Origin of the sequence: Streptomyces sp. NBC_00414, from assembly GCF_036038375.1 — a bacterium.
GTDB lineage: Bacteria > Actinomycetota > Actinomycetes > Streptomycetales > Streptomycetaceae > Streptomyces.
The window spans coordinates 8,219,817-8,237,174 of the sequence record NZ_CP107935.1 but is presented as its reverse complement, the minus strand read 5'-3'; the positions used below and the strand labels follow the sequence as shown (position 1 = coordinate 8,237,174).

18 protein-coding genes are annotated in these 17,358 nt (G+C 71.0%); 9 read left to right on the top strand and 9 right to left on the bottom strand.

Annotated features, from left to right (window positions below; all coding sequences use genetic code 11):
- Position 1 precedes the first annotated feature (1 nt).
- Positions 2-649, bottom strand: coding sequence for an HAD family hydrolase (locus tag OHS59_RS35825; RefSeq protein ID WP_328497490.1), 648 nt, complete (start codon positions 647-649; stop codon positions 2-4).
- A 69-nt stretch (positions 650-718) separates the two neighbouring features.
- Here OHS59_RS35825 and OHS59_RS35820 point away from each other — a divergent pair, with 69 nt between their 5' ends.
- Both OHS59_RS35820 and OHS59_RS35815 read left to right on the top strand, forming a co-directional pair.
- Positions 719-1,078, top strand: coding sequence for a hypothetical protein (locus tag OHS59_RS35820; RefSeq protein ID WP_189772666.1), 360 nt, complete (start codon positions 719-721; stop codon positions 1,076-1,078).
- A gap of 100 nt (positions 1,079-1,178) precedes the next feature.
- Entirely contained in the window at positions 1,179-1,556 is a 378-nt protein-coding gene (locus OHS59_RS35815) for a hypothetical protein (RefSeq protein ID WP_328499488.1), read from the top strand.
- Positions 1,557-1,640: 84 nt separating this feature from the next.
- Here the strand turns inward: OHS59_RS35815 and OHS59_RS35810 are convergent, their stop codons facing one another.
- The 3 genes from OHS59_RS35810 to OHS59_RS35800 form a co-directional block, all read right to left on the bottom strand.
- Positions 1,641-2,144 (bottom strand): GNAT family N-acetyltransferase, encoded by a 504-nt coding sequence (locus OHS59_RS35810; protein ID WP_328497489.1) that lies wholly within the window; start codon positions 2,142-2,144, stop codon positions 1,641-1,643.
- A 46-nt stretch (positions 2,145-2,190) separates the two neighbouring features.
- The gene (locus OHS59_RS35805; protein WP_328497488.1) at positions 2,191-2,697 is read right to left on the bottom strand and encodes a sigma-70 family RNA polymerase sigma factor; all 507 of its coding nucleotides are present in this window, start codon (positions 2,695-2,697) and stop codon (positions 2,191-2,193) included.
- A 173-nt stretch (positions 2,698-2,870) separates the two neighbouring features.
- Positions 2,871-4,064 (bottom strand): glycerophosphodiester phosphodiesterase, encoded by a 1,194-nt coding sequence (locus OHS59_RS35800; protein ID WP_328497487.1) that lies wholly within the window; start codon positions 4,062-4,064, stop codon positions 2,871-2,873.
- A 414-nt stretch (positions 4,065-4,478) separates the two neighbouring features.
- Here OHS59_RS35800 and OHS59_RS35795 point away from each other — a divergent pair, with 414 nt between their 5' ends.
- Complete coding sequence (locus OHS59_RS35795) at positions 4,479-5,153, top strand: lysophospholipid acyltransferase family protein (protein WP_328497486.1); 675 nt, start codon at positions 4,479-4,481, stop codon at positions 5,151-5,153.
- Between the two features lie 335 nt (positions 5,154-5,488).
- On the opposite strand, the gene OHS59_RS35790 is transcribed toward OHS59_RS35795, so the two are convergent.
- From OHS59_RS35790 to argH, 4 genes are all read right to left on the bottom strand, one after another.
- Positions 5,489-7,027: an MFS transporter gene (locus OHS59_RS35790; protein WP_328497485.1), complete on the bottom strand. Its 1,539-nt coding sequence runs from the start codon at positions 7,025-7,027 to the stop codon at positions 5,489-5,491.
- Entirely contained in the window at positions 7,024-7,575 is a 552-nt protein-coding gene (locus OHS59_RS35785; protein ID WP_328497484.1) for a TetR/AcrR family transcriptional regulator, read from the bottom strand. Before OHS59_RS35785 ends, OHS59_RS35790 begins: the two co-directional genes overlap by 4 nt.
- Positions 7,576-7,689: 114 nt before the next feature.
- Entirely contained in the window at positions 7,690-8,661 is a 972-nt protein-coding gene (locus tag OHS59_RS35780; protein ID WP_328497483.1) for an aldo/keto reductase, read from the bottom strand.
- A 513-nt stretch (positions 8,662-9,174) separates the two neighbouring features.
- Positions 9,175-10,608 carry an argininosuccinate lyase gene (gene argH / locus OHS59_RS35775; protein ID WP_328497482.1) on the bottom strand — a complete coding sequence of 478 codons (1,434 nt, stop codon included), beginning with the start codon at positions 10,606-10,608 and terminating at the stop codon, positions 9,175-9,177.
- A gap of 411 nt (positions 10,609-11,019) precedes the next feature.
- On the opposite strand from argH, the gene OHS59_RS35770 reads away from it, so the two are divergent.
- The 6 genes from OHS59_RS35770 to OHS59_RS35745 all read left to right on the top strand — a co-directional run bounded on the left by OHS59_RS35770 (position 11,020) and on the right by OHS59_RS35745 (position 16,534).
- The gene (locus OHS59_RS35770; RefSeq protein ID WP_328497481.1) at positions 11,020-11,883 is read left to right on the top strand and encodes a hypothetical protein; all 864 of its coding nucleotides are present in this window, start codon (positions 11,020-11,022) and stop codon (positions 11,881-11,883) included.
- A 184-nt stretch (positions 11,884-12,067) separates the two neighbouring features.
- A complete protein-coding gene (locus OHS59_RS35765) occupies positions 12,068-12,655 on the top strand; it encodes a pyridoxamine 5'-phosphate oxidase family protein (RefSeq protein WP_328497480.1) in 588 nt (195 codons plus the stop codon).
- A 2-nt stretch (positions 12,656-12,657) separates the two neighbouring features.
- Positions 12,658-13,359, top strand: coding sequence for a L,D-transpeptidase family protein (locus tag OHS59_RS35760; protein WP_328497479.1), 702 nt, complete (start codon positions 12,658-12,660; stop codon positions 13,357-13,359).
- Positions 13,360-13,538: 179 nt separating this feature from the next.
- Complete coding sequence (locus OHS59_RS35755; protein ID WP_328499487.1) at positions 13,539-14,867, top strand: ferredoxin reductase family protein; 1,329 nt, start codon at positions 13,539-13,541, stop codon at positions 14,865-14,867.
- A gap of 19 nt (positions 14,868-14,886) precedes the next feature.
- On the top strand, positions 14,887-15,735 hold the full coding sequence (locus OHS59_RS35750) for an FMN-binding protein (RefSeq protein WP_328497478.1): 849 nt from the start codon (positions 14,887-14,889) through the stop codon (positions 15,733-15,735).
- A gap of 61 nt (positions 15,736-15,796) precedes the next feature.
- On the top strand, positions 15,797-16,534 hold the full coding sequence (locus OHS59_RS35745; protein WP_443061666.1) for an FAD:protein FMN transferase: 738 nt from the start codon (positions 15,797-15,799) through the stop codon (positions 16,532-16,534).
- 280 nt (positions 16,535-16,814) lie between these two features.
- Here OHS59_RS35745 and OHS59_RS35740 read toward each other — a convergent pair whose 3' ends face one another.
- Positions 16,815-17,351 carry an arginine repressor gene (locus OHS59_RS35740; RefSeq protein ID WP_328497476.1) on the bottom strand — a complete coding sequence of 179 codons (537 nt, stop codon included), beginning with the start codon at positions 17,349-17,351 and terminating at the stop codon, positions 16,815-16,817.
- Positions 17,352-17,358 lie beyond the last annotated feature (7 nt).

Sequence of the window (17,358 nt, the reverse complement as noted above, 5' to 3'; positions counted from 1 at the left end):
CTCAGTCCCTGACGGAGAGCTCCACCCCGGCGTCGGTGACCAGTGCGGACACGGCCGAGAGGTCCGCGACCACGATGTCCGCGGTCAGCTCGGCGGCCCGGTGGGTTGTGGTCAATGCCACGGTGGTCATGCCGGCCGCGCGGCCGGACTGAAGACCCGCCGGCGCGTCCTCGAAGACGACACAGCGGGCCGGGTCCACGCCGAGCCGCCGGGCGGCGAGCAGGAACGGCTCGGGGTCGGGCTTGCCGCGCGTGATGTCATCGGCGGCGATCAGGTTCTTGGGGCGGATGCCGACCTCGGCGAGGCGGGCCTCACCCAGCCGCCGGGTGGCGGAGGTGACGACGGCCCAGCGGTCGGCCGGCAGCGAGTCGAGGAGCGCCTTCGTCCCGGGCAGCAGCCGCACGCCGCCCGCGACGTCCTCCACCTCCAGCTGCTCGATGCGCACGACGGCCTCCGGGACCCTGGCGGCCGGCAGCAGGTCGGCGGCTATCTCGGCGGCCGGGCGGCCGTGCAGTTCGACCCGGGCGAACTCCTCCGGGGTGATCCCGTACTCCGCGGCCCACCTGCTCCAGCATCGGTACACCGACTCAAGGGACAAGACGAGTGTTCCGTCGTTGTCGAACAGCAGGGCATCGGCTTGGATCTTCATGCCCTCGACCCTACGGGGCACCCCGGGGGCGAGGGCATCGGGCCTTTTGGCCCGTAATAGGGTCGCGGCATGCTTGATGCCCTGACGGTCGCGACGGCCGTCGCCGCGCTAGCGCTCGCCGCCTGGTGCGGCTGGGCCGCCTACCGGGACCAGCCGACCAAGGACTGGCACTTCATCGGTATGGCCGTGGTGACACTCCTCACCCTCGTCCAGCTCGTGGTCGGCATCGTCCAGCTGGCCCGCGGCGAGAAGCCGGAGCAGGGCACGACGATCTTCGTGTCCTATCTGATCGGCGCCTTCGCGTGCGTTCCGGCGGCGGGCTTCATGTCACTGGCGGAGCGCACCCGCTGGGGTTCGATCACGGTCGCGGCGGGCGGCGTGGTGCTCGCCGTGCTGCAGGTCCGGCTCTACGACATCTGGGGAGGCTGAGATGGCGGTGCCCGCCGAGGAGCCCAGGACACCCGAGGGGCCCGGTTCGCCCGAGGAGTCCGGAAAGTCCGGCCGCGCGCGGCTGATCGGCGGCCCCGGCATGCTGCTGGTCTGGCTGTACGGGGTGATGGTCGTCGGCGCCGTGTCGCGCTCGGCCGTGCAGATCGCGACGGAGTTCGACAAGGCACCCCTCGCCTACTCGCTGTCGGCGGTGGCCGGCCTCGTCTACGGCTTCATCACCTATTCGCTCGTACGCGGCGGCGAGCGGGCCCGCAGGGCGGCGCTGGTGTGCTGCGCCGCCGAACTCGCGGGCGTCCTGATCGTGGGCACCTGGACCCTGGCCGACCCCTCCGCCTTCCCCGACGCCACGGTCTGGTCGGACTACGGCATGGGCTATCTGTTCATCCCGGTCCTGCTCCCGGTCACGGCGATGTTCTGGCTCCGCAGAAGCAGGACGACCGCTCGGACAGGTTCGTAGACGGACGAGCAGCCGGCCGTGCCCGCAAGGGGCGCGGGGAACCGCGCGGCCAGCCACGACGGAACCGGCAGACGAACAACAGGTCTACGCGCTGGCCACGAAGGCACTGGCGGACGCGTCCTTCGCCAGTGTCACCAGACTGAGCCGCTCATCGACCCGCTCGGTCGACACGGGCTCGTACCCGTGCTTCCGGTACAACCGCAGATTGCGGTCACTGCGGTGTCCGGTGAAGAGCTGGAAACTCTTGGCCCCGGCGTCGGACGCGAGCCTGGACTCGATCGCGTCGAGCAACCGCCCGCCCAGCCCATGCCGCTGCATCCGGGGATGCACGATCAGCTTGTCGATCCGGGCCGTGCCATCCACGCCCACGGAGCCACGCACCGAGGCCACCACCTCGTCGCCGAGCCGGGCCACCAGGACCGTGCCGTCCGTGAGCTCCGCCTTGAGGGAGTCGAGCGGCTGGGTGAGGGGCTCGATGCTGTAGTCGCCGTACAGCTCGGCCTCGCTCTGGTAGCAGAGGAACTGCAGTTTGAGGATCTGTTCGGCGTCCTGTTCGGTCGCCGCCGAGATGGTCACGCTCATGCCCATGTGTGCATGCCTCCCGCTCACCTGTTCCGCCGGTTGTCCCTCACTCCTATCCCCGCGGTTCATGCGCCGCAACCTCCGATGTGAGCATTCGGCGCAGACAACTCAGGCATCTGGAACGATCCGGACCGAGACTCCCCTGTGAGATACCCAACTCCCCCGCGATCTCCCGATAAGTGAGGTCCTTCGGGGACAGCAGAGCGGCCATGAGACGCGGGCAGCGACCCGGCAGCCGCCGCACGGCGGAGTGCAGGGCGCGGCGCCGGGCGGCGCTGAGGGCGAGCTGCTCCGGGCCCGGCCGGCTGTCGTCGGCGGGCTCGGACGCGTACGGCCGTTCGATGCTCGCGGTGCGCACGGCGCGCCGTGCCTCGGAGCGGACGGCGCCGCGCAGCCAGGCGGCCGGATCGGCGGGCGGGCCGTCCGTGCCGAGGCGCTCCAGGAGGCGCACCCAGACGGCCTGTTCCAGGTCGCTGGACTCGGTTCCGGAGGCATATGCCTCGGCCGAGGCCTCGGCGACGAGCAGGGGGCGCAGTGTGGCAACCATGTCGTGGGTCATATGCGGCACGACGCGGCCGCCCCGGCACGAGGTTGCCGGGACGGCCGTGCGTCACCCGACCGGGTCCGAGGGCTCAGCCGTTGACGACCGGGACCACGGACGGGTCGGTTCGTCCTGCCGGTCGGTTCTCCCCCGCTGGCCAGTTCTTCCGGCTGGTCACTTCTTCCGGCTGGTCAGTTCTTCTTGAGGAAGTCCTCGCGGGCGAGGATGCCGGTGTCCGGGTTGTCGGTGAAGACCCCGTCGATGCCGGTGGCGAAGTACGTGGCGAAGGCGCCGAAGACGTCACCGTAGGCGTCCGCGTCGGTCCCCTTGCGGAAGTTCGCGGGCAGGAAGGGGTTCTCGTTGCGCATCGTGTACGGGTGCAGGATCAGGCCCTCGGCGTGCGCGTCCCGGACCAGGGTGGTCGGCGTGGTGAGGTTGCCGCTCGCGTCCTTGAGGATGATCAGGTCGAGGGTCGGCCCGATGCCCTGCGCGTAGGAGGCGATCTGCTTCAGGCCCGCGGGCTTGACCAGGTCGGCGACCGTACGCGGGTCGCCCGTCTCCACGAAGTCCCAGGGGCGGGTGTTCGCGGCGGACAGCAGCACCACGAGCGCGTTGTCCACCAGCTTGTTCAGGCGCTGCACGCTGGTCGGCTCGAAGGACTGGAGGATGACCGGCGAGTTCTTCTTGTCCAGGCCGTGCCTGCGCAGCACCTTGGCGACCCGCTCCTCCAGGCCGAGGCCCAGCTTGCGGAAGTAGGTGGGGTGCTTGAGCTCGGGGTAGATCCAGACCTGCCGGCCGAGCTTCCTGCTCTGCTCGTCCCGCCAGCGCAGCACCTCCTCGAAGGTGGGGATCTCCCAGCGGCCGTCGTAGAGCGTGTTGTGCGGGCGGTTGGCCGGGATGCGCTCCTTGGCGCGGAGGGTCTTCAGCTCGGCGAGCGTGAAGTCCTCGGTGAACCAGCCGGTCGTGGAGACCCCGTCGAGGAGCTTGGTGACCTTGCGGCCGGCGAACTCGGGGTGCGCGGAGACGTCCGTCGTACCGCCGATCTCGGGTTCGTGGCGGCACACGAGGTGGCCGTCCTTGGTCGGCACGAGGTCGCCCGCCTCGATGACGTGCGCGCCGAGGTCGAGCGCCAGCTGGTACGAGCCGAGCGTGTGCTCCGGGCGGTAGCCGCTGGCTCCGCGGTGCCCGATGATCGTCGGCTTGGGCAGGCTCCGGTAGCCGCCGCCTCCGTGCTTGTCGTCGGCTCTCGCCGTGGCCGGCAGTCCGAGGACCGCTCCGCCGGCGCCGAGGACCGCGGCCCCGAGCAGTGCGCGTCGTCCCGGGGTGATTCCCCCGGTGCGGCCCTCGTTCGGCCCCTGTGTCCCTTGCGTCCCGTGCGTGCCCATGAGCGCTCCTCCGCATACTGCCCTGCACCTGTCAAAGCGGGACTGATCGTAGGTGCGGTGGGGTGACGGGTGGGAGACCTTGGACGGAACACACGGGTGACGGTGTGTGTCGTACAGGGTGGGCGAGTTGGGGGCGGGCCCTCGAACAGCGGACGGGCTGAAAAGAAGTCAGGGCGCGGACAGAAGTTTGGGGAGCCGTGGTCGGGAACTTGCCCCAAGAGGGCCAACTCGTGCGGAATGCGTCACACCGTCTCGTTCGGATGACAGGCGCGTGACGGGGCGCCACCGCAGGTAAACAAGAGTCAACAGTGCGTATCCAGTCGGTGAACCCGATGTGCAAGACCCCGGCACGCGCGAGTATCGTCCTCACCTGCATAGACCTGCATAACCCACCCCGTGACACAGGAGGGCCCGTTGTCCCGCTTCGCGCTCATCAAGGCAGTGCTCGGACCGATCATGCGCCTGATGTTCCGCCCACGGGTGGAGGGTGCGGAGCGCATCCCGGGCACGGGTCCGGTCATCCTCGCCGGAAACCATCTCACGTTCATCGACTCGATGATCATGCCGCTGTTCTGCGACCGTCAGGTCTTCTTCATCGGCAAGGACGAGTACGTCACCGGCAAGGGCCTCAAGGGCCGTCTGATGGCCTGGTTCTTCACCGGCTGCGGCATGATCCCGGTCGACCGGGACGGCGGCCGCGGCGGTGTCGCGGCGCTGATGACGGGCCGCCGGGTGCTGGAGGAGGGCAAGGTCTTCAGCATCTACCCGGAGGGCACCCGCTCCCCCGACGGCCGGCTCTACCGTGGCCGCACCGGTATCGCCCGGCTGGCGCTGATGACCGGCGCGCCCGTGGTCCCGTTCGCCATCATCGGCACGGACAAGATCCAGCCCGGTGGTGCCGGGTTCCCCCGCCCCGGACGGGTCACCGTCCGCTTCGGCGAGGCGATGGAGTTCTCGCGGTACGAGGGCATGGACCGTGACCGCTATGTGCTGCGGGCCGTGACGGACTCCGTGATGGCCGAGGTCATGCGGCTGTCCGGGCAGGAGTACGTGGACATGTACGCCACCAAGGCCAAGGAAGCGGCTTAGCTCCGCTGGTTCTGCGGGTCCACTGAAGCTTGTTCGTCGGCTGCGGGCACGTGGGGGCTGGTCGCGCAGTTCCCCGCGCCCCTGGGGGTGAGGGCCGGGACAGTTCGTACGAATCGGCCGTCGTTGGTCGAGTGCGCCGTTCCCCGCGCCCCTGGGGGTGGGGGGCGAGGACGGTTCGTACGTGTAGGCCGTCGTAGGTCGAGTGCGCCGTTCCCCGCGCCCCTGGGGGTGGGGGCCGGGACGGCTCGTGCGAATCGGCCGTCGTGGGCTGGGCGCGCCGTTCCCCGCGCCCCTTTCGGGACGCGGGGAGCCGTCGGCCGACACGAAGCCAGGGACTACGGGTGTTCAGCCCCGTTGTCCAGCTTCTGCCCACGCAGCAGTACCCAGGCCGCTGCCGACGCGGCCAGTAGGACCAGGGCGCCCAGGCCCGCCGCGAGGGCGATGCCGTCGACGAAGGCCGTGCGGGCCGCGTCGAGGAGCGGCTCGGGGGTGGGCAGGGCCGAGGAGGCCTCCACCGCTCCGCCGAGGGACTCGTGCGCCGCGTCGGCCACGTCCTGCGGCGTACCCGCGGGTGCCGTGAAGCCGGCGTAGACGCCCGTGACGATCGAGCCGAGCAGCGCGATACCGAGGGCCGCCCCCAGTTCGTAAGCCGTCTCGGAGACGGCGGACGCCGCGCCCGCCTGTTCCTTGGGCACGCTGGAGAGGATCACGTCGGCGGTCACGGTGAACGAGAAGCCCGCGCCGACGCCGACCACCAGCAGGGCCGCCCCGAGGAGCGGATAGCCGGTGGACTGGTCCAGTACGGTCAGCGCGCCCAGGGCGAGCCCGATCGCGGCGAGACCGCCCGCCACCACGGCACGTACCGAGTAGCGGCGCGCGAACGTCCCGGCTACGAGGCCCGCCGCCACCGCGCCCACCGCGGCGGGCAGTTCGGCGAGTCCGGCCTCCAACGGTCCGCGGCCCTGCACGAGTTGCAGGTACTGCGAGAGGAAGAAGACCACTCCGGACAGGCCGAGGATGGTCAGCAGGTCCGCGAGCACGGCTCCGGAGAAGCCGCGGTGGCGGAACAGCCGCATGTTCAGGAGCGGGACGGGGAGCGTCAGTTGGCGGCGTACGAAGCCGTACAACGCCGCCGCGCCCAGCAGGGCCGCCGCGCCCGCCGTCAGGTTCGGGCCGTGGGACGCGGCCTCCTTGATGCCGTACACGATGCCCACCATGCCGACGAGGGACAGTACGACGCTGACGAGGTCCCAGGGGCCGGGCTCGGGGTTGCGGGACTCCGGCAGCAGCTTCACGCCGACCAGGACGAGGACCGCCATCACGGGCAGGTTGATCAGGAAGACCGAGCCCCACCAGAAGTGTTCGAGCAGGAAGCCGCCGAGGACGGGGCCGACCGCGGTGCCGGCCGAGGCGGTGGCGCCCCAGATGCCGATGGCGAGGCTGCGTTCGCGCGGGTCGTGGAAGAGGTTGCGGATCAGGGCGAGGGTGGCGGGCATCAGCGTGGCACCCGCGACACCGAGCAACGCCCGCGCCACGATCAGCAGTTCGGGCGTGCTCGCGTACGCGTTGAGCACGGATATCAGGCCGAACGCGACCGAGCCCACGAGCAGCAGCTTCTTGCGGCCGACGCGGTCGCCGAGGCTGCCCATGGAGACGAGCAGACCGGCGATGACGAACGAGTAGACGTCACCGATCCACAGGAGCTGGTTGCCGGAGGGCTTCAGGTCCTCGCTGATGTAGGGGGTCGCGAGACCGAGGACGGTCGCGTCGACGGCCACCAGCAGCACGGCGAGGACGAGGACGGAGAGCGCGAGCCAACGGCCCGGTCGCTTCTCCGCCTCCGCCACGGACGCCGGCCGCAGGGTGCTGGTCATGATGCATCTCTCCGTAGTGCGCCGCCGAGCAGCAGCTCGACGATCATGTACTGGAAGTCCTTGGCCGCCACCCGGCCCTCGCTCACGGCCCACGCCCCTGAGGCGAAGAGCCCGTAGAGGGCTTCGGTGAGCCAGGCCGGGGTCAGGTCGATACGGAACTCACCGCTCTCCTGGCCCCGCCGGAACAGCGCGGCGATCCGGGCGTCGATCCGGGACCAGCCCTCGTTCTGCCCCTCGCCCTCGAACAGCTGGTTCTCGGTGTAGAGGAAGCCGAGCAGGCCCGCGGCACTCTCGAACTCGCCCACCAGACGGCGTACGGCCTCCCGGGCGGTGCCGTCGTCGAGCCGTGCCGCGTCCAGCGCGGCCTCGCACTCCTGGATGCCCAGCTCTTCGAGCGCACGCACGAGGGCGTCCCGTCCCGCGAAGTGGCGGTGCAGGGTCGCCCGGCTGATCCCGGCCGCCTTGGCGACCTCGTCCGTGGTCGCGGTGGATTTCCGGGTCAGCAGGGCGGCTGCGGTGCGCAGCACGTGTTCACGATCGACGGCCATGAGACAACCATAACCCATATGAGACATGATTGTCTCACCAGTGGCGCGTGACGCTCACGGCCCATGGCGCAGGCCGAAGAATCGGGGGTGGGAAGATCCCCGGGGGGCTGTGGATCAGTGCCAGGGGAGCTGTCCGCGGCGCTCCCAGTACATGCCCGGCTCCTCGGCCAGCGTGTCGAGCCGGGCCGCCTGTTCGTCGTCGAGGTCGACGACCGCCGCGTGCAGGTTGGACGCGAGCTGGTTGGTGGTGGCCGCGCCGGAGAGGACCACGCCCGCCCAGGGGCGGCGCAGGACGAAGGCGAGGGCGACCGCGTCGGAGCCGACGCCCGCCTCCTCGGCGATGGCGCGCACCGCGGCCGGCGCGTGCGGGTCGGCGAGACGGCCGTTGGCCATGCCCTCCTTGATGATCACGGTGAGTCCGGCCTCGCGTGCTTCCGCGAGCGCGGGCCCGGCGGAGGTGTCCAGGACGTTGTACGTGGCCTGGACGGTCCGGAAGAGGGGTTCCGAACCGACCGTCACGGCGAGGGCTGCGCGGATCGCGTCGGCCTGGGCGGGGCCGCTGGTGGAGAACCCGACGGTCAGGCCCCGGGCCGCCGCCTCGGCCAGCTCGGCGTGCAGTTCCTTGTCTGTGAGGGCCGGGCTCTCGGGTGTGACCGAGTGGATCTGGTAGAGGTCGAGCCGGTCGCCGAGCAGTTCCGCGCTCTCGGCGCGCTGCCTCTCGTACGTGGCGAGGCTGTGGTCCTTGACCTCGTGGGCCTCGGCGTCGGTACGCCAGTCGGCCGTGTAGGTGTAGCCCCACTTGCTGCCGACGACGATGTCGTCGACGGCCGGCCGCGCCCGCAGCCAGCCTGCGAGGAACTCCTCCGAACGGCCGTACGAGCGGGCGGCGTCGAAGTAGCGCACGCCCTGGGCGTAGGCGGCGTCGAGGAGTTCGTGGGTGCGGGTGCGCAGCGCTTCGACGCTGCGGTCCTCTCCGAGGTCGTGGGCGCGGCCGAGGGTGATGTAGCCGGGGCGGCCCACCGCGGCGAGGCCCAGTCCGAGGTGGCAGGTGGGGGTTGTTGCTGAGGCCAGTCGGGCGAAGGGCATCGCGAGCTCCGTGGGTCGGCGTCGGCTCCGGTACGGCCGTCCGACCAACGTAACCCGATGACCTTCGGGGCGGGTGAGTCACGGCTTGCCGCGCAGTTCCCCGCGCCCCTCAAGAGCCGAGGCCAGTCGCCCACTGGACGTCACCTGCTGCCGAGCGCGCAGTTCCCCGCGCCCCTCAAAAGCCGAGGCCAACCGCCCGCCGCACGTCGCGCACGTGGCTGGACACGCCGTTCCCACGTCCCTTCAGGGCGTGCGGCCGGGGCGCAGCCCCGCTTTTCAGGGGCGCGGGGAACGGCGCGCCCAGCAACGACCGCCCGGAGCCAACGAGCAGCCTTCACCCCTCAGGGGCGCAAGCAACTGCGGCCACCACCCCGCCCCTCAGGGGCGCGGGGAACTGCGCGCCCAGCCACGACCGCCCGCCACCGACGAGCAGCCTTCACCCCTCGGGGGCGCGGGGAACGGCGCAACGAAGCCCCGGACCGCCACGCCCGCACCCCCTGAAGCGGCGCAGCCCTACCGCTTGGTCTTCGCCGCGGCCCACCCGTGCTGGAGCGCCACGTCCGACTTCACCTCGGTGAGTTGGACGGCGACCGCGCTCGGAGCCGTACCACCACGCGCGTCGCGCGACGCCAGCGCACCCGGCACGTTCAGGACCGACCGCACCTCCGGCGTGAGATGCGCCGAGATCTTCGCGAACTGCTCATCGGTGAGCCCGTCGAGTTCGATGCCGTCCGCCTCGGCTACCTTCACGCACTCCCCCGCGACCTCGTGCGCGACCCGGAACGGCACCCCCTGCTTGACCAGCCACTCGGCGATGTCGGTGGCGAGCGAGAAACCGGCAGGTGCCAGCTCCTCCATGCGCTCCCGGTTGATCGTCAGCGTGGCCATCATCCCGGTGAAGGCCGGCAGCAGGACCTCCAGCTGGTCGCAGGAGTCGAAGACCGGCTCCTTGTCCTCCTGCAGGTCACGGTTGTAGGCGAGGGGCAGCGCCTTCAGCGTGGCCATCAGACCCGTCAGGTTGCCGATCAGGCGACCGCTCTTGCCGCGCGCCAGCTCCGCGATGTCCGGGTTCTTCTTCTGCGGCATGATCGACGAGCCGGTGGAGAAGGCGTCGTGGAGGGTGACGAAGGAGAACTCCTTCGTGTTCCAGATGATGACCTCCTCGGCGATCCGGGAGAGGTTGACACCGATCATCGCGGTGATGAAGGCGAACTCCGCGGCGAAGTCACGGGAAGCCGTGCCGTCGATGGAGTTGCCGACGCTGCCGTTCTCGAAGCCGAGGTCCTTGGCGACCGACTCCGGGTCGAGCCCGAGGCTGCTGCCCGCGAGCGCACCGGAGCCGTACGGCGACACCGCGGTCCGCTCGTCCCACTGCCGCAGCCGCTCGGCGTCCCGGGAGAGTGCCTGCGCGTGGGCCAGGACATGGTGGGCGAACAGCACCGGCTGGGCGTGCTGGAGGTGGGTGCGGCCGGGCATCGCGACGTCCGGGTGCGCCTCCGCCAGACCGACCAGCGCGTCCTGGAGATCGGCGATCAGTCCGCCGATGATCCGGGCGTGGTCGCGCAGGTACATACGGAAGAGCGTGGCCACCTGGTCGTTGCGCGAGCGGCCCGCGCGCAGCTTGCCGCCGAGGTCCGGGCCGAGCTGCTCCAGGAGCCCGCGCTCCAGGGCGGTGTGGACGTCCTCGTCGGCGACGGTGCCGACGAAGGAGCCGTCCGCGACGGCGGTCTCCAGCCGGTCGAGGCCCGCAAGCATGCGGTTCAGCTCGTCGTCGTCGAGGAGGTGCGCCTTGTGCAGCACACGCGCGTGGGCACGCGAACCGGCGATGTCGTAGGGCGCCAGCCGCCAGTCGAAGTGGACGGACGCGGACAGCTTCGCCAGGGCCTCGGCGGGACCATCGGCGAACCGGCCGCCCCAGAGCCGTACGTCACCACTGTTGCTGCTCACTGACTGCGCTCCTCAGAACCGTGGACAAGAAGTGGACGAGAGTGGACAAGAAAGCGCCCGAGAGGACGCCCGGCAGGGGGGCGGAGAACCGCGCGACCGGCCCGATACGACCCGCACCTGACCGCGCGCCCACCGGTCCCGCTTCGCACCATGTCACCACGCCGCCATGCATGAGTATGCAGACCAATGCATGATTCGTCAATCCGAGGCGCGCCCGAGACGGCTCGGACCCGGCCCGGGGTCCACTTAGGCCCGGCCCGGGGTCCGCTCGGGGTCCGCTCAGGGTCGAAAAAGCGCGAAGCCAAGTAATTTCCCGCGCCCATTGAACGCGAGAAACCGCTTTCCCGTACTTCACCGCGAACGCCGGCGCCGCGTCTGTACACCCACTCCTGACCCAAGTGAGGCATCCCCATGTCCAGGGCTCTTCCGAAGTACAACAAGCGTCGCGTGGCGATCATCGGCGGCGCCGCCGCGGTGGCGCTGTCCGGAGCGGTCATCGCCGGTTCCGCCCTCGCGGGGGAGACGTCCAAGAGCGACAACGGCCGGGCCGCCGGCACCCTCGCCTCCCCCGGCACGATCAGCTGCCCGGCCGTGCAGGGCAGTCTCCCCGCGATCCCCGCCTCCGCGCAGGACGAGGTCACCAGGAACCTCGCCCTCCTCGACACCCAGATCACCGAGGCCAACAAGCGACTCGTCGACACCGTCGGCCAGGGCGGCGCCAACTTCGTCCAGAACGCCATCCTCGGCCCCCTGGAGGACAAGCGCGTCGCCGTACTCAACCGCATCGAGACCGCCATCGGCCGCACCGCCGCCAAGCCCGAAGGACTCGAAGCACTCGCCCCCTGCGAGCTGAACGCCGACGGTGCGGCGGAAGCGGGCGACGAGGCGGGCGAGGAGGCCGGGGCCGAGCCGACCGAAGCCGCCACGGAGGAGCCCGGCGGGAACGCGGGCGGAGCCGAGGACACGGGCGACGCGGGCGCCGTCGGCACGGTCGACTGCCCCGCGGTGGAGGGCAGTCTCCCCGCGATCCCCGCCTCCGCGCAGGACGAGGTCACCAGGAACCTCGCCCTCCTCGACACCCAGATCGCCGAAGCGAACCAGCGGCTCATCGACACCGTCGGCCAGGGCGGCGCCAACTTCGTCCAGAACGCCATCCTCGGCCCCCTGGAGGACAAGCGCGTCGCCGTACTCAACCGCATCGAGACCGCCATCGGCCGCACCGCCGCCAAGCCCGAAGGACTCGAAGCACTCGCCCCCTGCGAGCTGAACCAGTAACCGAACACGCCGAACCGGCGACGACGTTCCCCCCACGGGCGCCCCGCACGCCGGCCGGGGCGAGTCCGGGACCCGTGGGCCACAAGGCCCGCGGGTCCCGGGGCTGTCCTCGCCACCCGCGTGAAGACACCCTGGAACGTAAATCCTTAGACAGGCGAAAGACCTACGACGATAATCACTTGACATGGGAAAGACATACGAACGCATAGACGGTCGCCTGCGGACCTTCATCGAGGCGCAGCCCCTCTTCTTCACCGCGACCGCCCCCCTGTCGGGCGACGGCACGGTCAACCTCTCACCCAAGGGGCTGACCGGTTCGTTCGCGGTGCTCGACGACCTCACCGTCGCCTACCTGGACTTCGCCGGCAGCCACGCCGAGACGATCGCGCACCTGCGGGAGAACGGCCGGATCACCCTGATGTGGTGCGCCTTCCAGGGCCCGCCGAACATCGTCCGCGTGCACGGACGGGGCGAGCCGGTCTTCCGTGACGACCCCCGGTTCGAGGACCTCCTCGCACACTTCCCGGACATCGCCCCTGACCCGCACGGCCTACGGGCGATCATCGTGGTGACGGCCGAACTCGTCCGGGACAGCTGCGGTTACGCCGTGCCCTTCATGTCGTACGACGAGGACCGTGACCTGCACGCCAAGCGCTTCGCGCGCGAGGACGACGTCTCACTGAACGCGTACTTCGAGAAGAAGGAGCACATCGGGACCAGCATGGACGGCCTGCCCGGGCTGCCGCTGCCCATGCCGGCCCGTACCGTCTGAGCATGCGCCTCGGAGCCGCCGTCCTCGCGTCCGTGTCCCTCCTCGTGCTCGCCGCGGGACCGGCTCCCACCGGTCCGCCCCCGCTGCCCGAGCGGATGGCGGACACGGGCGGGGGCAGCCAGCTCATCACCGCGCGGGCCGCCTCAACCTCCTCGACGACCGGCACGGTCACCTGGTGGAACCGCCGTGGCGGACGCTGGGTCGAGGCCGGTTCCGCGCCCGCGCGCTTCGGCGCCGAGGGGCTCGTCGAGGGCGGCTCCCGCGAGCAGGGCACCAACACCACACCCACCGGCCTGTACGACCTGCCGTACGCCTTCGGGATCGACCCGGCGCCCGAGGGGACGCGCACGCCGTACCGCCGGGTGGAGCAGACGTCCTGGTGGTGCCAGGACAACGCCTCCAGCTCCTACAACCGGTGGACCGACCCCCGCCCGGCCGACTGCCGCGCCGCCGAGTCCGAGCACCTGATCTCGTACCGGACGCAGTACGCGCACGCGCTCGTCATCGGCTTCAACTACGAGCGGCCCGTACGGGGTCGGGGCGCGGGGATCTTCCTGCACGTCAACGGGTCCGGGGCGACGGCCGGTTGTGTGTCCGTGCCCGCGGACGCCATGCGGCGGATCCTCGACTGGGCCCGGCCCGCCCGTAGTCCGCACATCGCCATCGGGACGGACGGCGGGCCGACCGCCCTCACTCATTACTAGTTGGTAGCCTCCGCCGGTTACCGCGAGTCTCAGCAGTTCACGGCTTGCCCCGCGGCCCGTTGAACACACGGCCGTCCCGGGACGTACCAGTGGGCCGAGGGGTCACTCCCCTTCCCAGCGTCCCCCACGGAGGAACCGTGAGCACGATCGCCGGCGGTCGCGCGGCGCGGCGCCAGACGATGCGCCGCATCCGCCCTCGTCGCTCCCCCGCCATCCCGCTGCTGATCGCCGTATGGGCGGGCGCGGCGGGCGTCGTCTGGCTGTGGTGGAGCAACACGCCGTCCATCGCCGACGACAAGGGCCGGATCCTGAACGCGGGCCGGATCACCGGTCTGCTCGCCGGGTATCTGATGGCTCTCGTGGTCCTGCAGATGGCCCGGGTGCCCGCTCTGGAACGCCGGGTCGGCTCGGACCGGGTCGCCCGCTGGCACGCCATGAGCGGCCGTTACACGCTCTGTCTCGTCCTCGCCCACATCGGACTGACGATGTACGGCTACGCCCTCCAGGCGAACACCGGGGTCGTCGAGCAGACCATCGACTCGGTCAAGACCCTGCCCGACATGGGCAAGGCGGCGATCGGCACGGGCCTGCTGCTGTTCATCGGCCTGATCTCGGTGGGCGGGCTGCGCAAGCGGATCCCGTACGACACCTGGTACCACATCCACCTGCTCACCTACGTGTCCGTGTACCTGTCGTTCTGGCACCAACTGTCCACCGGCAACGACTTCGCGGTCGAGCCGGCCGCGACGACGGCCTGGTACGCGCTGTACGGGACGGTCACCGCACTGGTGATCTGGTACCGGGTGATCACGCCGGTCCGGCTGAACCTGCGCCACCGGATGCAGGTCGAGGAGGTCGTCGAGGAGGCGCCCGGCATCGTCTCCGTGCTGATCAGCGGGAAGCGGCTGCACCGGATCGGTGCCGAGCCGGGACAGTTCTTCCGCTGGCGGTTCATGGCGCCGGGCATGCGGCTCAGTTCACACCCGTACTCGCTGTCGGCCGCGCCGCGTCCCGGTCTGCTGCGGATCACCGTCAAGGCGCTGGGCGACCACAGCACCGCGCTGAAGGGGCTGAAGCGGGGCACGCGGGTGTGGGCCGAGGGCCCGTACGGCGCGCTGACGGCGTCCCGGCGCAGCCAGGGCAAGGTGCTGCTGATGGCCGGCGGCGTGGGCATCACCCCGATGCGGGCGCTGTTCGAGACGCTGCCCGCGGAACGTGGCGACCTGACCCTGCTGTACCGGGCCAACAGCACCCAGGACCTGGCGCTGTGGGACGAGCTGTCGGCCATCGCCGACGAGCGCGGTGCCCGGCTGATGTACGCGGTGAACAGCCCCGACGGGGAGCGCCCCGACATCAATCCGGAGACGCTGCGCCAGAAGCTGCCCGACATCGACGATCACGACGTGTTCCTGTGCGGGCCGCCCGGCTTCGCCGAGGTCGCGTACACCGCACTTCGCGGCGCCGGCGTGCCTGCCCGCCGCATCCACCACGAGTCCTTCGAACTCTGAGGAACGGGAGTCCGGACCCATGAAGAAGAGTCATCCCATGCGCCGCATCGTGCTGGCCGGTGCCGCCACGGTGTCCGGGATCGTCCTGCTGCTGTCGCTGAAGCCCGCGTCTGACCCGGCGGCCGCGTCCGCCGACGGCGCGTCACAGCAGCAGTCGGCCGCCCCGCAGGGTTCCGGAGGAGTGCAGGCCGCCGGCGGCACGCAGGCCCAGACCCTCACCGGTGACGTCGTCAAGACCGAGTACGGCAACGTCCAGGTCCGCATCACCGTGGCCGGCGGGAAGATCACCTCGGCCGCCGCCCTGCAGTCGCCCACCGGCGGACGCAGCACCACGGTCAGCACCGACGCCGTGCCGAAGCTGAACAAGGCGGCCGTCACGGTCGGCAGCGCCGACATCGACGCCGTCTCGGGTGCCACCTACACCAGCGGCGGCTACAAGAAGTCGCTGCAGTCGGCTCTCGACAAGGCGGGGGCGACGGGCGGCGGTTCGGCCGAGGCGAGCGGCACGGGCGGCGGCACCGGTGGCACGGGGAGCGCCACCGGTGGCGGCAGCGGGTCCGGCGACGCGAGCGGGTCGGGGGCGGGCTCCGCGCAGGCGAAGACCGTCACCGGCAAGGCCGTCACGACCGACTACGGGCCCGTGCAGGTACGGGTCACCGTGACCGGCGGGAAGATCACCAAGGCCGAGGCGGTGCAGCAGCCCAAGGGTGGTCGCAGCGACCAGATCAGCGGTGACGCGGTGCCGAAGCTGAACGCGGCGGCGGTCGCGGCGGGCAGCGCCGACATCGACGCCGTCTCGGGTGCCACCTACACCAGCGGCGGCTACAAGGAGTCCCTGCAGTCGGCCCTGGACCAGGCCGGTGGCTGAACCCGCCGGGCCCGCCGAACCCGCTGAGGCGCCTCTGGCGGTGCGTCACGCGGAGGAGGTGATGGGCACGGTCTTCTCCTTCGACGTACGAGGGGGTGAACCCGAGGCGGTACAGGCCGCGTTGGCGGCTGCCGTCGCCCAGCTCCATGTGGTGGACGAGGTCTTCAGCACCTATCGCGAGGACAGCCAGATCTCCCGGCTGGCGCAGGGCCTGCTGACCGTGGAGGAGTGCGATCCGGAGGTCGCCGAGGTCCTCGAACTGTGCGCCGAGGCCGAGCGGTTGAGCGACGGCTGGTTCAGTTCGACGTACGCGGGTGCCATCGATCCGACCGGCATCGTGAAGGGCTGGTCCGTCGAGCGGGCGGCCCTGCGGCTCGTCGAGGCCGGGGCGAGCGGGGTGAGCGTGAACGGCGGCGGTGACGTGCAGATGTTCGGCGTGCCGGGGCCGCACCGGCCCTGGCGGGTCGGGGTGTCCGACCCGTTGCGGCCGGGCGGGCTTGCCGCCGTCGTCTCCGCGGCCGGGGTCGACCGGCTGGCCGTGGCCACGTCGGGGTCCGCCGAGCGCGGTACGCACATAGTGGATCCGCGTACGGGCCGCTCCGCGGTCACCGACCTGGTCGCGGTGACCGTCGTCGGCCCCCGGATCACCTGGGCTGACGCCTGGGCGACTGCGGCCTTCGCGATGGGCTCGCGGCAGGCCCTCGCGTGGCTGGAGTCCCTCCCGGACATCGAGGCGCTGCTGATCACGGCGGGCGACGAGGTCCGCTGCACGGGCGGTTTGGCCAACCGGCTGGGCTGAAACGGCTTGTCTTTCGGCTGCGGGCCCACTGTGGTCGCTCGCGCAGTTCCTCGCGCCCCTAAAGCACGACCCTCCCGCCAGGGCGTCTGCGGGCCCGTCGTGGCTGGGCGCGCAGTTCCCCGCGCCCCTTAGGGGTCGGGGCGGGGGCGTGTATTGGTACGGCCCGCGCCGGCAGGGGGAAAAGCCGGGGCGTAGCCCCGTTTTTCAGGGGCGCGGGGAACTGCGCGGCCAGCCACAGCGCACCCGCACCCGCACCCGACAACGAACCCCGCGCGCCACCTCAGTGGTGGTTCTGGGCCAGCCGCAGCAAATGGTCCGCCAGGGCCTGACCCCCCGTGGGATCGCGGCTGATCAGCAGCAGCGTGTCGTCGCCCGCGATCGTGCCAAGGATGTCCTGCAACTCCGCCTGATCGATGGCCGAGGCGAGGAACTGCGCGGCCCCGGGCGGAGTCCGCAGAACCACCAGGTTCGCCGACGCCTCCGCGGAGATCAGCAGCTCCGAGGACAGCCTCCGCATCCGCTCCTCCTTCGCCGACTCCCCCAGCGGAGCGCGAGGCGTCCGGAAACCCCCCTCGCTCGGCACCGCGTAGATCAGGTCGCCGTCGTTGTTGCGGATCTTCACCGCGTTCAGCTCGTCCAGGTCCCGGGAGAGCGTCGCCTGGGTGACGTTCAGCCCGTCGTCGGCGAGCAGCTTCGCCAACTGGCTCTGGGAGCGCACCGGCTGCCGGTTGAGGATGTCCACGATCCGGCGGTGGCGTGCGGTGCGGGTCTGCGGGACAGCGGGCCCCGCGTGGTCGTGATCCTGCGCCTGACTCATCGTCGTC